Source organism: Oribacterium sp. oral taxon 078 str. F0263 (assembly GCF_000469565.1).
Classification (GTDB): Bacteria; Bacillota; Clostridia; order Lachnospirales; family Lachnospiraceae; genus Oribacterium.
Genome location: NZ_KI273095.1, coordinates 1 through 14,752, shown reverse-complemented (window position 1 = coordinate 14,752; position 14,752 = coordinate 1). Strand labels below are relative to the sequence as shown.

The window sequence follows — 14,752 nt, the reverse complement described above, 5'->3', positions numbered from 1 at the left end:
CACAATCAAATCCTACAGTAAACTTACGCCGTCATCGCGGCGGCTTGCGATTGATTTCATTCGCTTTTGGGAGTAAAATGCAAGACAGAATATCGCAGGCTGCCGCAGAGGACTTCAGATAAGAAGAGGTTCCGGATGGATTTTTATGACGATAAAGCAGGCCTCTGAAAAATGGGGTATCTGCACGAGAAGAGTACAGACCTTATGCACAGAGGGCCGGATCAAGGAGGCCGAGCAACTGGGCTATCAGTGGATTATCCCGATTGAAGTGGAGAAGCCGAAGGATGCAAGGATCAAGAGCGGCAAATATATTAAAATAAGATCCAGGAGGGAAGAGAACGAGGATGGAGAGAAAACCGTATAGTGCCGGGGCGGTAAAATTTTCGTTCTGGTTCATGGAATTTCGAAAAACTGTGCAGCTTTTGAGTGAAGGAAAGACATATGCGGATACCAAAAGGCGGAATGAAGAGGGGAACCTCTACAGCGCAGCGACGAAAACGCGGGCAAGATAGATTTATTCTACAGTGACAGCCCGCATAAAGTCGCTGGACGAGAGCTTCTATCCGATTTTCATGCGCAGTGATCTTTCGGCGCAGAAGCTGTTCGCACTTACCGCGTCCCTTCTCCATGATACCCTCTTCTTTGACTTTGTGTATGAGCTCGTGCGGGAAAAGATGATTCTTGGAAGTGATGTTGTATCATAAATCTTGACACCTCTCATTCACGGATTTAAATAAGAAATCAGGTGAAGATGGAGGTCAAAATGGTACAGAAAAAAGTTTACGACCAAGAGTTTAAAGTCCAGGCCGTAAAGCTCGGTCGGGAGATCGGCTTCAGCAAGGCAGCCAAGGAGCTCGGGATCAACGTGGATACGCTTTATGGATGGAGCAAAGCAGTCAGGGAGGGGCGTCTGGATCTCGGACCGGGTACCCACACTCCGGAAACCGCAATGAGCCTCACAGAGGAGGTGCAGAAGCTCAGACAGCGAAATCGCAGCCTGGAGAAAGAAAACGCCAGACTGAAAGAAGAAAACGAGTTTCTCGCAGAGGCAAGCGCTTTTTTCGCAGCGAGCCGTCGGAAGTCTCCAAAGGTCTGAGGATGAGGTTCCTTGAACGAAAGACGGACGGCGACCGGAGAAGGGGAAAGATCGCGTTTTTACTGCAGTGTGCTCCCTGTTTCTCGGCAGGGATTCTACTGCTTCTTAAAACGCCGGAATACCCCATGGAAATACGAGGATATTGCAGATAAGATGTGCGCTGTCGTGGCAGAGGAGGAATGGAACGATACCTACGGCCGCAGCCGGATGCATGATGCCCTGAAACTAAAGGATCCGGAAGCAGACATCCCCGGCGAGAGGACCGTCTACAGGATCATGGAGAGAATCGGACTACGCCACAGACCACAGCGGAAACCAAATGGGATCACGAAGACGGATAAAAATGCCCGGAAGTCCGATGATCTTCTAAAACGCGACTTTCGTTCTGAGAAGCCGCTTCAGAAATGTATCACGGATATTACCGATATCCCGACGAAGGTCGGCAAACTCTATGTCTCAGCCATTTTTGACTGCTTTGATCTCGGCGTTCCGGGGCTCTCCATGGCGGACAAGATGAGGGCAGATCTCTGTGTATCCACGGTAGAGAACGCACATAAGGCATTCCCCGGTATCGAAAAAGCAATCCTTCACAGTGACCGCGGAAGCCAGTACACCGGTGCAGTCTACCGTGCCGCACTTGCTCGCTGCGGTATCGTACAGAGCATGAACAGTGATGGCGGCAGATGTCATGACAATGCGCGCTGTGAAGCAATGTGGGCCAGGATGAAAGAGGAACTCCTGTATGGGCGGTACGACACGAAGAAGATGACCATCAGCGAACGGAAAACTCTGATCTGGAGGTACTTCATCATCTATTGGAACAACAGGCGTATCTGCACAGCAAATGGCGGCCTTCCTCCGATGGTCATGGGACAGCAGTATTATGACTCTCTGGGACAGGATGCATAAAAGTTCCGTGTAGAAGATGTGTCAAGTGATATTGACAATATCAGGTAACTGACATGAGTGAAATGAACGGTGTTATCACAAACCAATTTGACTGGGTGGATTTCTATAAGGAATTGGCCAGCAAGTTATTACAGTACAAGGATAACCGGCAGGAGCTGGTGGAAAAGGTCAGGAGGATTTATGAAGCTACGGGCATCAATCTTCCTACCCTTGAGCGGGATAACCAGATTGTGGACATTGATCCGTTCACCGTTTTTGGCCTGTTCAATAAAAGCTCCATGAAAGAGGCTAACCGGAAAAAGATTATTTCTGCTGTTGCGGATTTATTTGGTGTTACCACACCTGTGCCGACCTCGTTGGACAGCATCCCGGTGCTCAATAACCAGAATGCTACGTTTTATTACTTCGTGGGAGACCGCGAGGATAGAGATATCGATGACCTCTGGTCGCTGTTTGAATCCGCCCTCGCATACGCTGCCAGCCCGACAACGGACAATCGCACAAAGCTCTCGAAGTATTTTGATCTGACCATCAATAAAAGAGGAAACGGCAACAGCAAAATAACGATGGGAATGTACTGGATCGCGCCTAATGCATTCTTGAATTTGGACCAGCGCAACACGTGGTACATTTATGAGTCCGGGAAGATACCAGCCGAACTGGTACAGACGCTTCCGACTATTGAACCGAAAATTCCGTCCTCGGGGTATTTTGACATTGTTGAAAAACTGCGAGCTTACTTGCAGAGCGATGAGAGTGCTCTGAAGGATTTCAAGGAGCTGAGTTTTGAGGCTTGGCGGTATTCAGAGGAAATCAACAAAGAGAATTGTGCTAAAAAGGTGCAGGCCGAGCGCGAAACCAAGGGTGCTGCTTTAGCGGATGAGGATGTGGAAACTACTCATTATTGGATTTATTCTCCCGGTGATGGAGCAACAATCTGGGATGAGTGTTATAACAACGGGATCATGGCAATCGGATGGGACCCGATTGGTGATTTGAGCGCTTACAGCAGCAAGGATGGGATGAAGCAGGCTATGAAGGAAAAGATTGATCCTTCCAAGCCATATAGAAATGCTGCACACGCTACATGGCAGTTTGCCAATGAAATGAAGCCCGGTGATGTTGTATTCGCAAAAAAGGGAAGGCATCTCGTTATTGGCCGTGGTGTCGTAGAATCGGGATACGAGTTTGACCCGAGCCGCCAGCATTACAAAAATGTACGAAAAGTAAACTGGACGCATAAGGGTGAATGGGATCATCCCGGTCAGGCTGTTATGAAAACGCTGACTGACATCACCTCATATACAGACTACGTCGAGAAGCTGAACGCCATGTTTGAAAGCGACACCATCGACGATGTTGAAGAGCAGGAAATCGAATACCCTGCATACGATGCAGAGAAGTTCCATGAAGAAGTGTATATGGATGAAGACAGCTATGAAACTCTTGTAGCTCTCGTCCGCAACAAGAAAAATGTCATCCTGCAAGGTGCACCGGGAGTTGGTAAGACCTTCGCGGCAAAGAGGCTGGCCTATTCGATGATGGGTGTTAAGGACCCGAATCGCGTAATGATGGTGCAGTTCCATCAGAGCTATTCATACGAAGATTTCATAATGGGCTTCCGTCCTTCTGAGAAAGGCTTTGAGCTTAAACGCGGTGCATTTTACAATTTCTGCAAAGAGGCAGAGATCGACAGCGAAAACGACTACTTCTTTATCATCGATGAAATCAATCGTGGCAATCTGAGCAAGATATTCGGTGAGCTGTTTATGCTGATTGAAAGCGACAAGCGTGGTGTGGAGCTGCAGCTGCTCTATTCGGACGAGAAGTTTTCTGTTCCGAGCAATGTTTATATCATCGGAATGATGAATACGGCGGACCGCAGTTTGGCAATGCTGGATTATGCTCTTCGGAGAAGATTCGCATTTTATGAGATGAAGCCCGGTTTTGAGACTGATGGTTTTAGGGAGTATCGGATGAGCCGCGCCAGCGAGAAATTTGATAGCCTTATAAACTGTGTTGAAAATCTGAATGCGGTAATTGCGGCAGATGAGTCGCTTGGCGAAGGTTTCTGCATTGGACACAGTTATTTCTGTAATCTCGATAAGGCCACCGATCAGACCCTTTCAGGTATTGTGGAGTTTGAGCTGATACCGCTGTTAAAGGAATACTGGTTTGATGAGCCTGTTAAGGTAAAGGGCTGGATCAACAATTTAAGGAGCGCTATTAAGTGATACCTATTCAGAATATTTACTACATGCTGTCTTATGCCTTTCAAGTGCTAAACGAGCAGGGCTATAAGAATATAGCGACGGAACAATTTAATAATGTGGCGGAGTTATGCGCAGCGATTCTGGCAAAGGGTATCTCAGTACAGTTAAAACGCGGGCTTGGACGAGAGTACATAGAGCAGACAGAATCACTGTCTTCGCTGCGTGGTCGAATTGAGATATCCGAGTCAATAAAAACGAGAAGCATGCTTAAAAAGCAGCTGATTTGTTCCTATGATGATTTTTCTGTAAATTCCTACATGAATCGAATCATCAAAACGACAATGGAGTTGCTTCTTCATGCTGATATTTCCAAGGCCCGGAAAAAGGAGCTCCGAAAGCTGCTGGTATTCTTCGGAGATGTAGAACTTCTCGATGTTCATACCATCAATTGGAATGTGCAGTATAACCGCAATAATCAGACATACCGGATGTTGATCTCGATTTGCTATTTGGTAGTCAAAGGGCTGCTGCAGACAAATTCGGATGGAACGACTCGCTTGATGGATTTCTTGGACGAGCAGCGGATGTGCCGTCTGTATGAGAAGTTTATCCTTGAATACTATCGCAGGGAGTTCCCTCAGATATCGGCCAGCGCTTCACAGATACCTTGGGCCGTTGATGATGGAATGAGAGCTATGCTCCCGGTTATGCAGAGCGATATCATGCTTTCCTACGAGGATAAGGTCCTCATCATCGATGCGAAGTATTATTCGCACACTACACAGGCGCAGTATGACACGCATACGCTTCACTCGAATAACCTCTATCAGATTTTTACCTACGTTAAGAACAAGGATTCTGAACTTGCAGAGGTGCCTCATGTAGTTTCGGGAATGCTGCTTTATGCCCAGACCGAGGAAGCGGTGCAGCCTAACAATACATACCAGATGAGTGGAAACAAGATAAGTGTTAAAACGCTGGATTTGAATTGTGATTTTTCAGATGTTGCCGCACAGCTGTATAAGATCGCAGCAGAGCACTTTGGAATTGCGGCATAGATAGCTTTTAACGATACCAAACAATTTAACGATAGCAGAAAGGGGTGTCGCTTTTGAGCACAGCTACAGCAACAGCATACCTATATCCTACATTCCCGTGATTCCACACTAGGATATCACTGTGATAAGTGCTGCAAAGCCGCATAAATACTGATAAAATTTGGCATCTATGATTAAACAGCTTGATAAGCGCAGCGGCATCACATATGTTTACGAGTCAACTTCCTACTGGGACAGGGCTAAAAAGCAGCCCCGTTCTAAAAGGACGCTGATCGGACGACTGGATCCGGACAAGGGGGAAGTCGTTCCGACCGATGGCCGTGGAAAACGCCGCAGCATAAAGAACCTTAATCCTCTTGCAAAAAGAGGACCGGTACCTGTTACACAGACGGAACGGCTCTTCTTTGGTGCCACTTATCTATTCGACCAGATCGGCATCGTTACCGGCGTAACAGCGGATTTAAAGACTTGTTTTCCGCATACCTATCAACAGATCCAGTCGATCTCCTATTACCTGATCCTGGAGGACCGGAATCCGCTCTTCCGTTTTAAGAGGTGGGCCATGTTCCATAAACGCCCTTACGGGAATACCATTCCCTCTCAAAGGAGTTCTGAGCTTTTCCAGTCCATTACGGAGGACGCAAAGATGCAGTTCTTCCGCCTGCAGAGAAAGCTTCAGATTGAAAAGGAATACTGGGCTTATGACAGCACTTCTATATCCAGTTATTCTGAGAGCCTGAGGCAGGTCAAGCACGGCAAGAACAAGGATGGGGAAAAGCTTCCGCAGATCAATCTGACCCTGATCTTCGGAGAAAACTCCGGCCTGCCGTTCTACTACCGTAAGCTTTCCAGAAACATTCCGGACGTCAAAACGATTCGTGAACTGCTCCGCGAACTGGATGTCCCTGGCTATGAGAAGATCAAGCTGGTCATGGACCGTGGATACTACAGCGCGGATAACATCAATGTCCTGTACAAAGAGCATCGGAAGTTTCTGTGCAGCACCTCTGCGGCGTTGCAGTTTGCGAAGGATTCCATCCGTGAAATCGGAGCAGAGAAAGACCGCTGTGAACACTATAACAGTGATCTGGAGCTGTATGTCTTCTCCAGGACGATCGCATGGGATTACGAACAGGAACGTCCTTACAAAGGCGATACGATCCGGGAAGAGCGCCGCATGTATCTCCACCTGTATTTCAATCCGGACAAGTTTTCCGATGATGGTAAGGCTCTGAACAGGAAGCTGGATGCCCTTAAAGCGGAACTCCTTTCCGGAAAGCGCGTACCGGAGCATGAGAAAGACTACCGGAAGTACTTCGAGGTCAAAGAGACACCCAAAAGAGGAATCTCTCTTTCCTACAAGCAGGAAGCCATAGATTCTGTCAGAGATCGATGTGGATTCTTTGTCCTGATCGGCAACGAAGTGAAGGACCCGGTCACAGCACTCCGCCTGTACAGGATGCGCGATATCATCGAAAAAGCTTTCTGGAACATCAAGGAGCGTCTTAACCTGCGCAGAACATTAACTTCCTCCGAAAGTTCACTGGAAGGCAAGCTTTTTGTTGAATTTGTGGCACTGATTTACTTTTCCTACATCAAGAAAAAGATGGAGGAAGCAGGATTATTTTCAAGGTATACGATGCAGGAACTTCTTGATGAGCTCGATGTCATCGAATGCTTCCGGGAACCCGGAAAGGCAGCAATTCAGGGCGAAGTCCTGAAGAAGCAGGAACAAATCTATCGCGATCTCGGCGTGGAGCCGCTGCCGGCAGCACCGGAGATGAAGTAACTTTCAATCTACATAGTTATGTGTTGCGGGAATCTAGGATGAACAATAGGTGCATCTGCTATGTGGAAGGTCCCTGTGAACGGCAGTTGATAGCCGCTCTGAAGGAAGCACCGGAAAGGCTAATTCCCGGTAAGATCAAAGTGTTCAATGTTGTGCAAAATCTGATTCCAAAGTCACAGATATTGTCTATTCGGTCGGGGACAACTGTGGTGCTGGTATTTGACACGGATGTATCGTAGACATCAAACCTTCAAAAGAATTTGGAGCTTCTTGCCCGGTATTGTGGAAAGCTGAAAATCGTTTTCCTGCCGCAGGTTCTGAATCTGGAAGAAGAACTGGTTCGCTGCACAGACGTGAGGGTTGTTACGGAACTGACCCAAAGCGGCAGCATTAAAAACTTCAAGACGGACTTTTGCGAAATGAAAACAAAAGAGTGCCGCTCCATGCTTGGGCGCCACAAGCTGGACTATATGCGTCTGCGGATGACGAAAACGCCGGAAGGTTTTGCTTTTGTGGAAAACAATGGCTTTCAAATCAAGCTTGTTTGATCCATATTTTTTTGAGATTGGAAACGCCCTCTTTATTAAGTGCTTACCTTCGTACTCCACGGGACGCATACTTTCTGCCGGCGGCATCGGGGCGATTTTTATCTTTGTGTCATGTCCGATTCAATTTCTGCTTCAGCGCCTCCTGCAAAACCTGTGAAAAGTTGACGTTGCGTTCAAGAGCAGCGGCGTTGAGCCATGCCGGAAGAGTGATCGTACGGTTTACAGCTTTATTTACATTTGCCATACGGATGGACGGCATATAGACGTCGGTCAGGACGGCGCGCTCATTACCTGTGGTTTGAAGATTCGAAAGCTGCGATGGTTCCGGAATGGGCTCTCCATCCTCTTCAAGCCCGAACATGGTTATTCCGAGCAGTTCACGGGCGGAGATGAGAGCGTCCTGCTCATTTTCTCCGCTGGTTGCCACATCAAGATCGGGAAAGAAAACGGAGATTTCTTTGCCGTCTTCATACCCAAATACTGCGGGGTAAAAATATCTTTCTGCTTTTTTTATAGATATTCCAAAATAGCACATATAAAAATATTTGTAAATGAGCGATTCCTCAGCACAGACAAACGCTATAGCGGTGCGGGGCTTATCATGAAAAACTGGCAGAGACAACTCTTGCATCCATTGCGATTGCTCGGACGCGGTTTCTGTCCTTCTGTCGGTTCTGAATCAGCATACGATTTTCGTAAGGAAGATCTTATCCCGTTCACTGTTTCTTTGTGCTAGAATAAAAATTATCCATTTACAATCAGCCCTGGTCGGGAAGCCGATGGATGAGACATATAACGACAGACTAATTCCGGCCTGCAGAGGAGAACAATGGAGTATCTGAAAAAAATAAAATTGAAGGATGGCAGGGAGTGTATCCTGCGAAATGGGAATGAACGGGATGGGCAGGCCGCTTTGGAAAACTTCATTCTGACGCACGGGCAGACGGACTATCTGCTCACCTATCCGGATGAAAATACAATGACAGTGGAAGAGGAAGCAAAGTATCTTAAGGAAAAGAGGGAAAGCGAAAAGGAGATTGAGATACTTGCCGAGGTCGAGGGGGCTCTGGTCGGCCTTGCCGGAATCGGGGCAATAGGGGAGAGGGATAAAATTCGGCATCGTGCCGATTTTGGCATCAGCATCGATAAGGCATACTGGAATCTTGGGATCGGTACGGCCCTGCTTCATGCTTGTGTGGACTGCGCCGGGAAAGCAGGATATGAACAGATCGAGCTGAATGTTGTCGCCGAAAATGAAAGCGCCGTCTCAATATACAAGAAGGCCGGATTCGTGGAATACGGCAGGAATCCGAGAGGGTTTAAGTCCAGACTTACAGGCTATCAGGAAGTCATTTATATGAGGATGGAACTGTGAATAAATGATGAGTAAATATTTTTAGTGATCAAAAACATCTTAACGGCAGCGGAAAGGGATGCTGTAAACGAAGCTGCTTTTCTTTGGACCAATACGCAGAGTAAGGAGGATGGATATATGAAGGACAGATGTGTCGTTTTGAATTCGCAGAAAATGAATTTTGATGGGAAACTGGATTTCTCTATCTTGTCTTCTGAGGTAAAGGTATACGAGGACAGCGCTCCGGAACAGCTTTTGGAACGGATTCAGGGGGCGGACATCATTGTGACGAAGGAACTGCCGCTGAGTGCCGATCTAATCCATCGGTTCCCGGAGTCTGTGAAATTGATCTGCGAGGCAGGGACAGGATACAATAATCTGGATCTTGCCGCGGCCCGGGAGATGGGGATTACGGTCTGCAATGTTCCGGCATACAGCACGGAGCGGGTAGCCCATACTGCAATTATGATGATATTGAATTTAAGCTCCAGCATGCAGCTCCAGATGAAGATGCTGGCACAGGGAAATCATGAGAATTTCACGAAAAATCTTCAGCTCCCTCATGTCGAGGTGAACGGAAAAATACTTGGGATTATCGGAGCAGGGCATATCGGAAGAACCGTCATGAGGATTGCGCGGGCTATGGATATGGAGCTTTTAGTATATACCAGAACACCGGGGGAGGATGAGGAGGGGCTTCGCTATGTTTCCCTCGAAAGCTTGCTGAAGAAGAGCGATTATATTTCTCTGCACTGCCCGCTGACAGCGGAAACAAGGCATATGATCGACAGGGAAGCCCTATCCCTTATGAAGCCGAGCGCGTTCCTCATCAATACTTCACGGGGCGCCCTGATCGAGGAAGCGGCGCTGATCGAAGCACTCGAGAAGCGCAGCATAGCCGGAGCGGGACTGGATGTCCAGGAAATGGAGCCTCCGAAAGCCGACAGCCCGCTCTACACGCTGGATAATGTGATTCTGACACCGCATATGGGCTGGAAGGGACTGGAGACCAGGCAGCGGTTGCTTTCCATTCTGGCAGACAATGTGAACGGCTTTCTGAAGGGAAAGCCCATTAACGTAGTATCGTGAAGGGACCAGCGGGAAAGGAGATCTAAAAGAGATACTTTGAGAAATGCTTTGCATCGCCCTGCAGAGCGGCGAAGGCCATGGATCTTGCTTTACGGAATATTTCACCATGAAAGGGACGCTTCATAAAGATCTGTGCTTTGGCTCATCGAAGGAGCGAAAAAGGGAGCATCAGCTTCAGGACAGGAAGGATGCTTTTCAGGAGTGCGAGCGGGAGAGGAGGAGAAGATGGCGAATCTGGAAAAGACCGGGGGGAAGCGCGGAGGAAGAAGGCTTTTGGGAATGCTTTCTGCAGTCTTGTTCTTTGCAGGAATTGTAGTCGCCGGCGTTTTCCTTGCGGGCGGCAGGGGGAAGGATGCTCCTGCGCAGCGCACGGAGGATATCCATCACTGGATCTACGGGATCACCGTGGACGATGCCTGGGATGACGATATCAAAACAGAGGATGTGGTCGCTGCCATCAGGAGGATGCCGGTGAAGCCGACCGTTCGGATCGTCATGTCACAGGAGAGCAGCGCGGAGGATTATAAGGAGCTTTTTTCCGCGATCCACAGCGTCGCTTTCGTCATGGCCTGTCCGGTGGATTCCTATTACATGAAGTATTATGAGGACGAGGACTCCTACAGGAGGCGCTTTCAGGACTGCTGGAATGTTCTGGCTCCCTATACGGACCTTTGGGAGATCGGAAATGAGATCAATGGGGTGGAGTGGATCGGACAGGATCCGGAGCTGATCGTGAAAAAGGTGGAGAGCGCGAATGAATATATCCGCTCTATGGGCGGGAAGACGGCATTGACCATGTACTACGCCAGGCCGGAGGATCAGGATCTTTTCCGCTGGATGTCGGAACATCTGCCGGATAAGCTGAAAAAGCAGGTGGATTTTGCCTTGATCAGCTATTATGAGGACGATAATGAGGGCTATCTTCCAAACTGGGAGGCTGTCTTCCCGGAATTTGAAAAGGTCTTTCCGGGGGCGAAGGTCGGGTTCGGGGAGTGCGGGAATACCGCGGAGGATGCGACGGAGTCCAGCAGGATTCGTATGGCGAAGTCCTATTATTCCATGAAGAAGCAGTCAGAAAATTATGTCGGAGGCTATTTTTGGTGGAACTGGGTGGAGGACTGCGTTCCGAAGGAGGGAGAGCGCGTGTATGAGGCGATCGGAAGGGCCATGCTGGAGGGAGGCAAAGGATAGCCGCTTTTCCGCCTTCCCTTTGACAGAGCGAGGAAATTAGGCTAAGATTCCAGATCATGGCTTCTTTTCGGAGGGAGTGGGCATGCGGCTTTTTCATAGAGCGGACTGGATCCTGTACCTTTTTTTCTATGCTTTTTTGGCCTGGCTGATCGCGACGCTTTACTACAGCTTAAGGGAGCACCGCTTTGTGAACTGCGGTGCCCTGGACCTCCCTCTCCTTCTGCCCCACGGAATCATGATGGGGCTTTTGATCCTGCAAAGCTACGCCGGGGAGGGCGGCATTTTTCAGGAAATTTTCTTTTCCTGGATTCTGACTCTGGCAGTCGGAGGGATATCGGACTTTTTATCGGAGCGCCTCTGGAAGAGGAAGGTCCGGAGAGAGCTTCGTTTTTCCCTTCTGAGAGAGTTCCGGGGCAGGCTTCTCTTCTCTTTTTTTCTGACGCTTCTCTATCTTTCGGCTCTCGTGGTCCTGCAGCCGCTTCTCTTTTTTCTTTTCTCTCTCCTTCCGCGCATCCTGCTAAGGACGGCAGCGCTCCTCCTCCTTTTGCTCCTTCTTTTGGATTTTTTGCTGATCTATGTCGTGGCGCGCTGGGGGAGTCCGGAAACGAATTTTCTGGAGAGAAATAAGCTCGGACTCGGGAGAAGGATTTCGCGCAGGCTCTGGGAGCGGCTTTACCGGGCTTATCCCTCCCTGAAGGGAAGCTCAGAGGCGGGGATTTACGGATCGGATCGGATGCTTTTGGGCGAGGGGACGGTATTTGCGAGAGGACTCAGCCTGGAGAAGCTCATATGGGTGCTCTTTCTCTGCGCATTTATCGGGGATCTCATCGAGACCGGCTATGTCTTTCTCACAGCGGGGATTCTGATGCGCCGCTCCAGTCTGGTCCTCGGGCCGTTCAGCATCGTGTGGGGGCTCGGCGCGGTAGTTCTCACGGTGCTTTTATCCAGGATGGAGAAGCGGGGCGCTTTTCCGATCTTTCTCCTGGGCTTTTTCTTTGGCGGCGCGTTCGAGTACCTCTGCTCCGTCTTCACCGAGGTGGTATTCGGCATGAAATTCTGGGACTACAGCGGGATGCCCTTCAATATCGACGGGCGCACGAATCTGCTTTTCATGCTTTTCTGGGGCCTTCTCTCCCTTTTCTGGCTGCGCTTTGCCTACCCTCCGCTTTCCTCCGGGATCGAGAGAATTCCGCCTCTGATCGGATTGATTTTGAGCTGGTGCATCGTGCTCTTCCTGTCCTGCGATATGCTGGTCACAGCGGCGGTCATGCTCCGGGCCGTGGACAGGAAACGGGAGCCGAAGGCGAGGAATGTCGCAGAGGAATTTATCGACGAGTTCTATCCGGAGAGCAGGATAGAGAGGCTTTGGCCCAATATGAAGTTTCTGTCGGAGGGAAGTTAGAAGGAGCTAATTCGTGTTGCGGGTGCAACATTGCCAATGCCGCATTTTGTTATAGAATGATGGCGTCGAAATGTGATTCCGCAGATTTGCCGAAACGGCAGGCATTGGAAAAAGGAGTACCGCGATATGGAAAAGAGAATCAATGGCAGAGCCTCGATCTTTGAGCTGGTGGAGGAGTATCCGGAGATTCGGGATATTATGCTTTCTCTGGGATTTTCCGAGATCAAAAAGGATGCCGTCTTAAAGAGCGTGGGGAGAGTTATGAATCTGGAGAAGGGATCCCGGATGAAGGGGATTCCCATGGAGAAGATCAAGGAGAGCTTTCGCGCCCACGGTCTGATTCTGGATTTCGGAGACGGGGAGGCGGAGCCGCCATCCGAAGGGGATGCCGCCGGGGAGCCGGAGGAGGAAGAGAGGGAGGAGAAGTCCGAGGAGCTTTTGAAGAGCTATCTGAAACGGCTTTCCGATGGGGAGTCTCTGGAGACGGTCCGGGCGGATTTTGCGAAAAGGTTTAGGACGGTAGATGCCTCCGAGATCATGGATGCGGAGCAGAAGCTCATGAAGGAGGGGACGAAGATCACGGAGCTTCAGAAGCTCTGCGACCTCCATTCGGCGCTCTTTCACGGAGCGACGGAGGAGGAGAAGCTTCCGGAGGAGAAGCAGGATGGAGAGGCGCTTCCTGCGGGACATCCTCTTCGCCGGTTTGCGAGGGAGAACGAGGCTCTCGCGGAGCGGATCAAGAAGCTGCGGAAGGAGCTCTCGGATGGAGGGGACTGCGGGGAGAGTCTTCCCGGTCTGAGGGAGGTATCGATCCATTATGCCAAAAAAGGAGACCTCCTCTATCCGCTCCTGAAGGTCCGCTATGGGATCTCAGGTCCGTCCGATGTGATGTGGAGCGTGGATGATGAGATTCGAGACAATCTTTCCGAGCTCGATGGGGAGAAGGAGAGAGACGATTCGTGGCGGGAGAGGCTCTCCTCGGTCCTTTCCCGGATGGAGGAGATGATCTATAAGGAGACGAATATCCTTTTTCCGCTCTGCCGGGAAAAGTTCTCCGAGGAGGAGTGGGCCGGGATCTACCGGGACGGAAAGGATTATGCCGCCTGCTTCTCTATAGAACCTGTACTTTGGGAGAGGGGAGAGGCGCTTTCTGGGAGCGCGGGACAGGGCAGCGTACAGAGCGGTGTTTCCTCTCTTTCGCGCAGTACAGGAGGGGCCTTCTTGAAGGAAGCGGAGGTCTTCCTCCCGGGAGGACATCTGAAGCTCTCTGAACTCACGGCACTTCTCAACACGATCCCGATGGAGATCAGCTTTGTGGATGCGGAGAATATAAACCGCTTCTTCAACGAGGGGCCGAAGGTCTTTAAGAGGCCCGGCATGGCCATCGACCGGGAGGTCTTCAGCTGCCATCCCCCGAAGGTGGAGCCGATGGTCCGAAGCATCATCGAAAGCTTCCGGGAGGGAAGGGAGAGCAGTGTGCAGATCTGGATGGAAAAGGCCGGAAGGACGATGCTTGTAAATTATACGGCGGTCCGGGACAGGGACGGAAATTATCTTGGGACCGCGGAGTTTGTGCAGGATATGGAGTTTGCGAAGGAGCATTTTCTGAAGAAACAGGATTGAGAGCAAAGACGGAAGGGAGAAGGGGAGGAGGATCAGCGCTTCCGCCTCGGATTTTTGGGGAACCATCCCTTTTTCACTCTATGCGCCTGCTCGTGGAGCTCTCGGATACTCCAAAGGCAGCTGCTTCCGAAAATGCCCAGGAGAGAGCTCAGGAGGGGATCCTTCCAGAGAAGGGACGCGGTGAGCGAGAAGATGCCGACTATGGCAAAAAGGGGCCATATTCCCTTTCCGAAGTAGTATTCACTCTTTACGACGATGGGGTGGAAAAAACCGATCATAAGGAAGGATCCGAGGCCTATGGCCAATCCGAAGCAGTTCATGAAGACTTGCCCCTTTCTGAAAAAATAGAATGACTCCGCTGCCCGAAAGGGAAGCCTGGAGCGTTTGACTTATCGTAAGACTCATGGTACCTTACTGTATAAGTCCCCGTCAAGCGCCGGAACAGACGCCGTGTATACACGGGCGGCTGTTCCGGCATTT

At 49.9% G+C, this 14,752-nt stretch carries 14 protein-coding genes and 1 pseudogene; 13 read left to right on the top strand and 2 right to left on the bottom strand.

All coding sequences use genetic code 11. The annotated features are described in order from the left end of the window. Positions 1-145 precede the first annotated feature (145 nt). From HMPREF1986_RS02880 to HMPREF1986_RS13480, 8 genes and pseudogenes are all read left to right on the top strand, one after another. Entirely contained in the window at positions 146-364 is a 219-nt protein-coding gene (locus tag HMPREF1986_RS02880; RefSeq protein ID WP_021773249.1) for a hypothetical protein, read from the top strand. Further along, positions 345-704, top strand: a pseudogene (locus HMPREF1986_RS02875) (BrxA family protein). The gene HMPREF1986_RS02880 and the pseudogene HMPREF1986_RS02875 overlap by 20 nt, the downstream one beginning before the upstream one ends. A gap of 47 nt (positions 705-751) precedes the next feature. After that, a complete protein-coding gene (locus tag HMPREF1986_RS02870; RefSeq protein WP_021773246.1) occupies positions 752-1,096 on the top strand; it encodes a transposase in 345 nt (114 codons plus the stop codon). Positions 1,097-1,108: 12 nt separating this feature from the next. Then, positions 1,109-2,005 carry an IS3 family transposase gene (locus HMPREF1986_RS02865; protein ID WP_196806091.1) on the top strand — a complete coding sequence of 299 codons (897 nt, stop codon included), beginning with the start codon at positions 1,109-1,111 and terminating at the stop codon, positions 2,003-2,005. Between the two features lie 53 nt (positions 2,006-2,058). After that, complete coding sequence (locus HMPREF1986_RS02860; protein ID WP_021773244.1) at positions 2,059-4,239, top strand: AAA family ATPase; 2,181 nt, start codon at positions 2,059-2,061, stop codon at positions 4,237-4,239. Then, entirely contained in the window at positions 4,236-5,276 is a 1,041-nt protein-coding gene (gene mcrC, locus HMPREF1986_RS02855) for a 5-methylcytosine-specific restriction endonuclease system specificity protein McrC (RefSeq protein ID WP_021773243.1), read from the top strand. Before HMPREF1986_RS02860 ends, mcrC begins: the two co-directional genes overlap by 4 nt. A gap of 169 nt (positions 5,277-5,445) precedes the next feature. Further along, positions 5,446-7,065: an IS1634 family transposase gene (locus tag HMPREF1986_RS02850; protein WP_021773242.1), complete on the top strand. Its 1,620-nt coding sequence runs from the start codon at positions 5,446-5,448 to the stop codon at positions 7,063-7,065. Positions 7,066-7,325: 260 nt separating this feature from the next. Beyond that, a complete protein-coding gene (locus tag HMPREF1986_RS13480; protein WP_242651680.1) occupies positions 7,326-7,613 on the top strand; it encodes a hypothetical protein in 288 nt (95 codons plus the stop codon). 109 nt (positions 7,614-7,722) lie between these two features. Here HMPREF1986_RS13480 and HMPREF1986_RS02840 read toward each other — a convergent pair whose 3' ends face one another. Further along, entirely contained in the window at positions 7,723-8,244 is a 522-nt protein-coding gene (locus HMPREF1986_RS02840) for a type II toxin-antitoxin system HicB family antitoxin (RefSeq protein ID WP_021773241.1), read from the bottom strand. Between the two features lie 198 nt (positions 8,245-8,442). Between HMPREF1986_RS02840 and HMPREF1986_RS02835 the strand changes: the two genes are divergently transcribed. The 5 genes from HMPREF1986_RS02835 to HMPREF1986_RS02815 all read left to right on the top strand — a co-directional run bounded on the left by HMPREF1986_RS02835 (position 8,443) and on the right by HMPREF1986_RS02815 (position 14,272). After that, a complete protein-coding gene (locus HMPREF1986_RS02835; protein WP_021773240.1) occupies positions 8,443-8,988 on the top strand; it encodes a GNAT family N-acetyltransferase in 546 nt (181 codons plus the stop codon). A 117-nt stretch (positions 8,989-9,105) separates the two neighbouring features. Next, the gene (locus HMPREF1986_RS02830) at positions 9,106-10,056 is read left to right on the top strand and encodes a 2-hydroxyacid dehydrogenase (protein ID WP_036599012.1); all 951 of its coding nucleotides are present in this window, start codon (positions 9,106-9,108) and stop codon (positions 10,054-10,056) included. Positions 10,057-10,281: 225 nt separating this feature from the next. Next, the gene (locus HMPREF1986_RS02825; protein ID WP_242837343.1) at positions 10,282-11,247 is read left to right on the top strand and encodes a hypothetical protein; all 966 of its coding nucleotides are present in this window, start codon (positions 10,282-10,284) and stop codon (positions 11,245-11,247) included. An 82-nt stretch (positions 11,248-11,329) separates the two neighbouring features. After that, on the top strand, positions 11,330-12,649 hold the full coding sequence (locus HMPREF1986_RS02820; RefSeq protein WP_021773237.1) for a putative ABC transporter permease: 1,320 nt from the start codon (positions 11,330-11,332) through the stop codon (positions 12,647-12,649). 126 nt (positions 12,650-12,775) lie between these two features. Then, positions 12,776-14,272: a DUF438 domain-containing protein gene (locus tag HMPREF1986_RS02815; RefSeq protein ID WP_021773236.1), complete on the top strand. Its 1,497-nt coding sequence runs from the start codon at positions 12,776-12,778 to the stop codon at positions 14,270-14,272. A gap of 32 nt (positions 14,273-14,304) precedes the next feature. Here the strand turns inward: HMPREF1986_RS02815 and HMPREF1986_RS13740 are convergent, their stop codons facing one another. Beyond that, a complete protein-coding gene (locus tag HMPREF1986_RS13740; protein WP_334290753.1) occupies positions 14,305-14,550 on the bottom strand; it encodes a DUF4491 family protein in 246 nt (81 codons plus the stop codon). Between the last annotated feature and the right edge of the window lie 202 nt (positions 14,551-14,752).

Bases quoted from the DNA above. Each gene is read 5' to 3' on its own strand.
- HMPREF1986_RS02880 (WP_021773249.1), top strand. From the start codon at position 146: ATGACGATAAAGCAGGCCTCTGAAAAATGGGGTATCTGCACGAGAAGA.
- HMPREF1986_RS02870 (WP_021773246.1), top strand. From the start codon at position 752: ATGGAGGTCAAAATGGTACAGAAAAAAGTTTACGACCAAGAGTTTAAA.
- HMPREF1986_RS02860 (WP_021773244.1), top strand. From the start codon at position 2,059: ATGAGTGAAATGAACGGTGTTATCACAAACCAATTTGACTGGGTGGAT.
- HMPREF1986_RS02850 (WP_021773242.1), top strand. From the start codon at position 5,446: ATGATTAAACAGCTTGATAAGCGCAGCGGCATCACATATGTTTACGAG.
- HMPREF1986_RS02840 (WP_021773241.1), bottom strand. From the start codon at position 8,244: ATGCAAGAGTTGTCTCTGCCAGTTTTTCATGATAAGCCCCGCACCGCT.
- HMPREF1986_RS02835 (WP_021773240.1), top strand. From the start codon at position 8,443: ATGGAGTATCTGAAAAAAATAAAATTGAAGGATGGCAGGGAGTGTATC.
- HMPREF1986_RS02830 (WP_036599012.1), top strand. From the start codon at position 9,106: ATGAAGGACAGATGTGTCGTTTTGAATTCGCAGAAAATGAATTTTGAT.
- HMPREF1986_RS02825 (WP_242837343.1), top strand. From the start codon at position 10,282: ATGGCGAATCTGGAAAAGACCGGGGGGAAGCGCGGAGGAAGAAGGCTT.
- HMPREF1986_RS02820 (WP_021773237.1), top strand. From the start codon at position 11,330: ATGCGGCTTTTTCATAGAGCGGACTGGATCCTGTACCTTTTTTTCTAT.
- HMPREF1986_RS02815 (WP_021773236.1), top strand. From the start codon at position 12,776: ATGGAAAAGAGAATCAATGGCAGAGCCTCGATCTTTGAGCTGGTGGAG.
- HMPREF1986_RS13740 (WP_334290753.1), bottom strand. From the start codon at position 14,550: ATGATCGGTTTTTTCCACCCCATCGTCGTAAAGAGTGAATACTACTTC.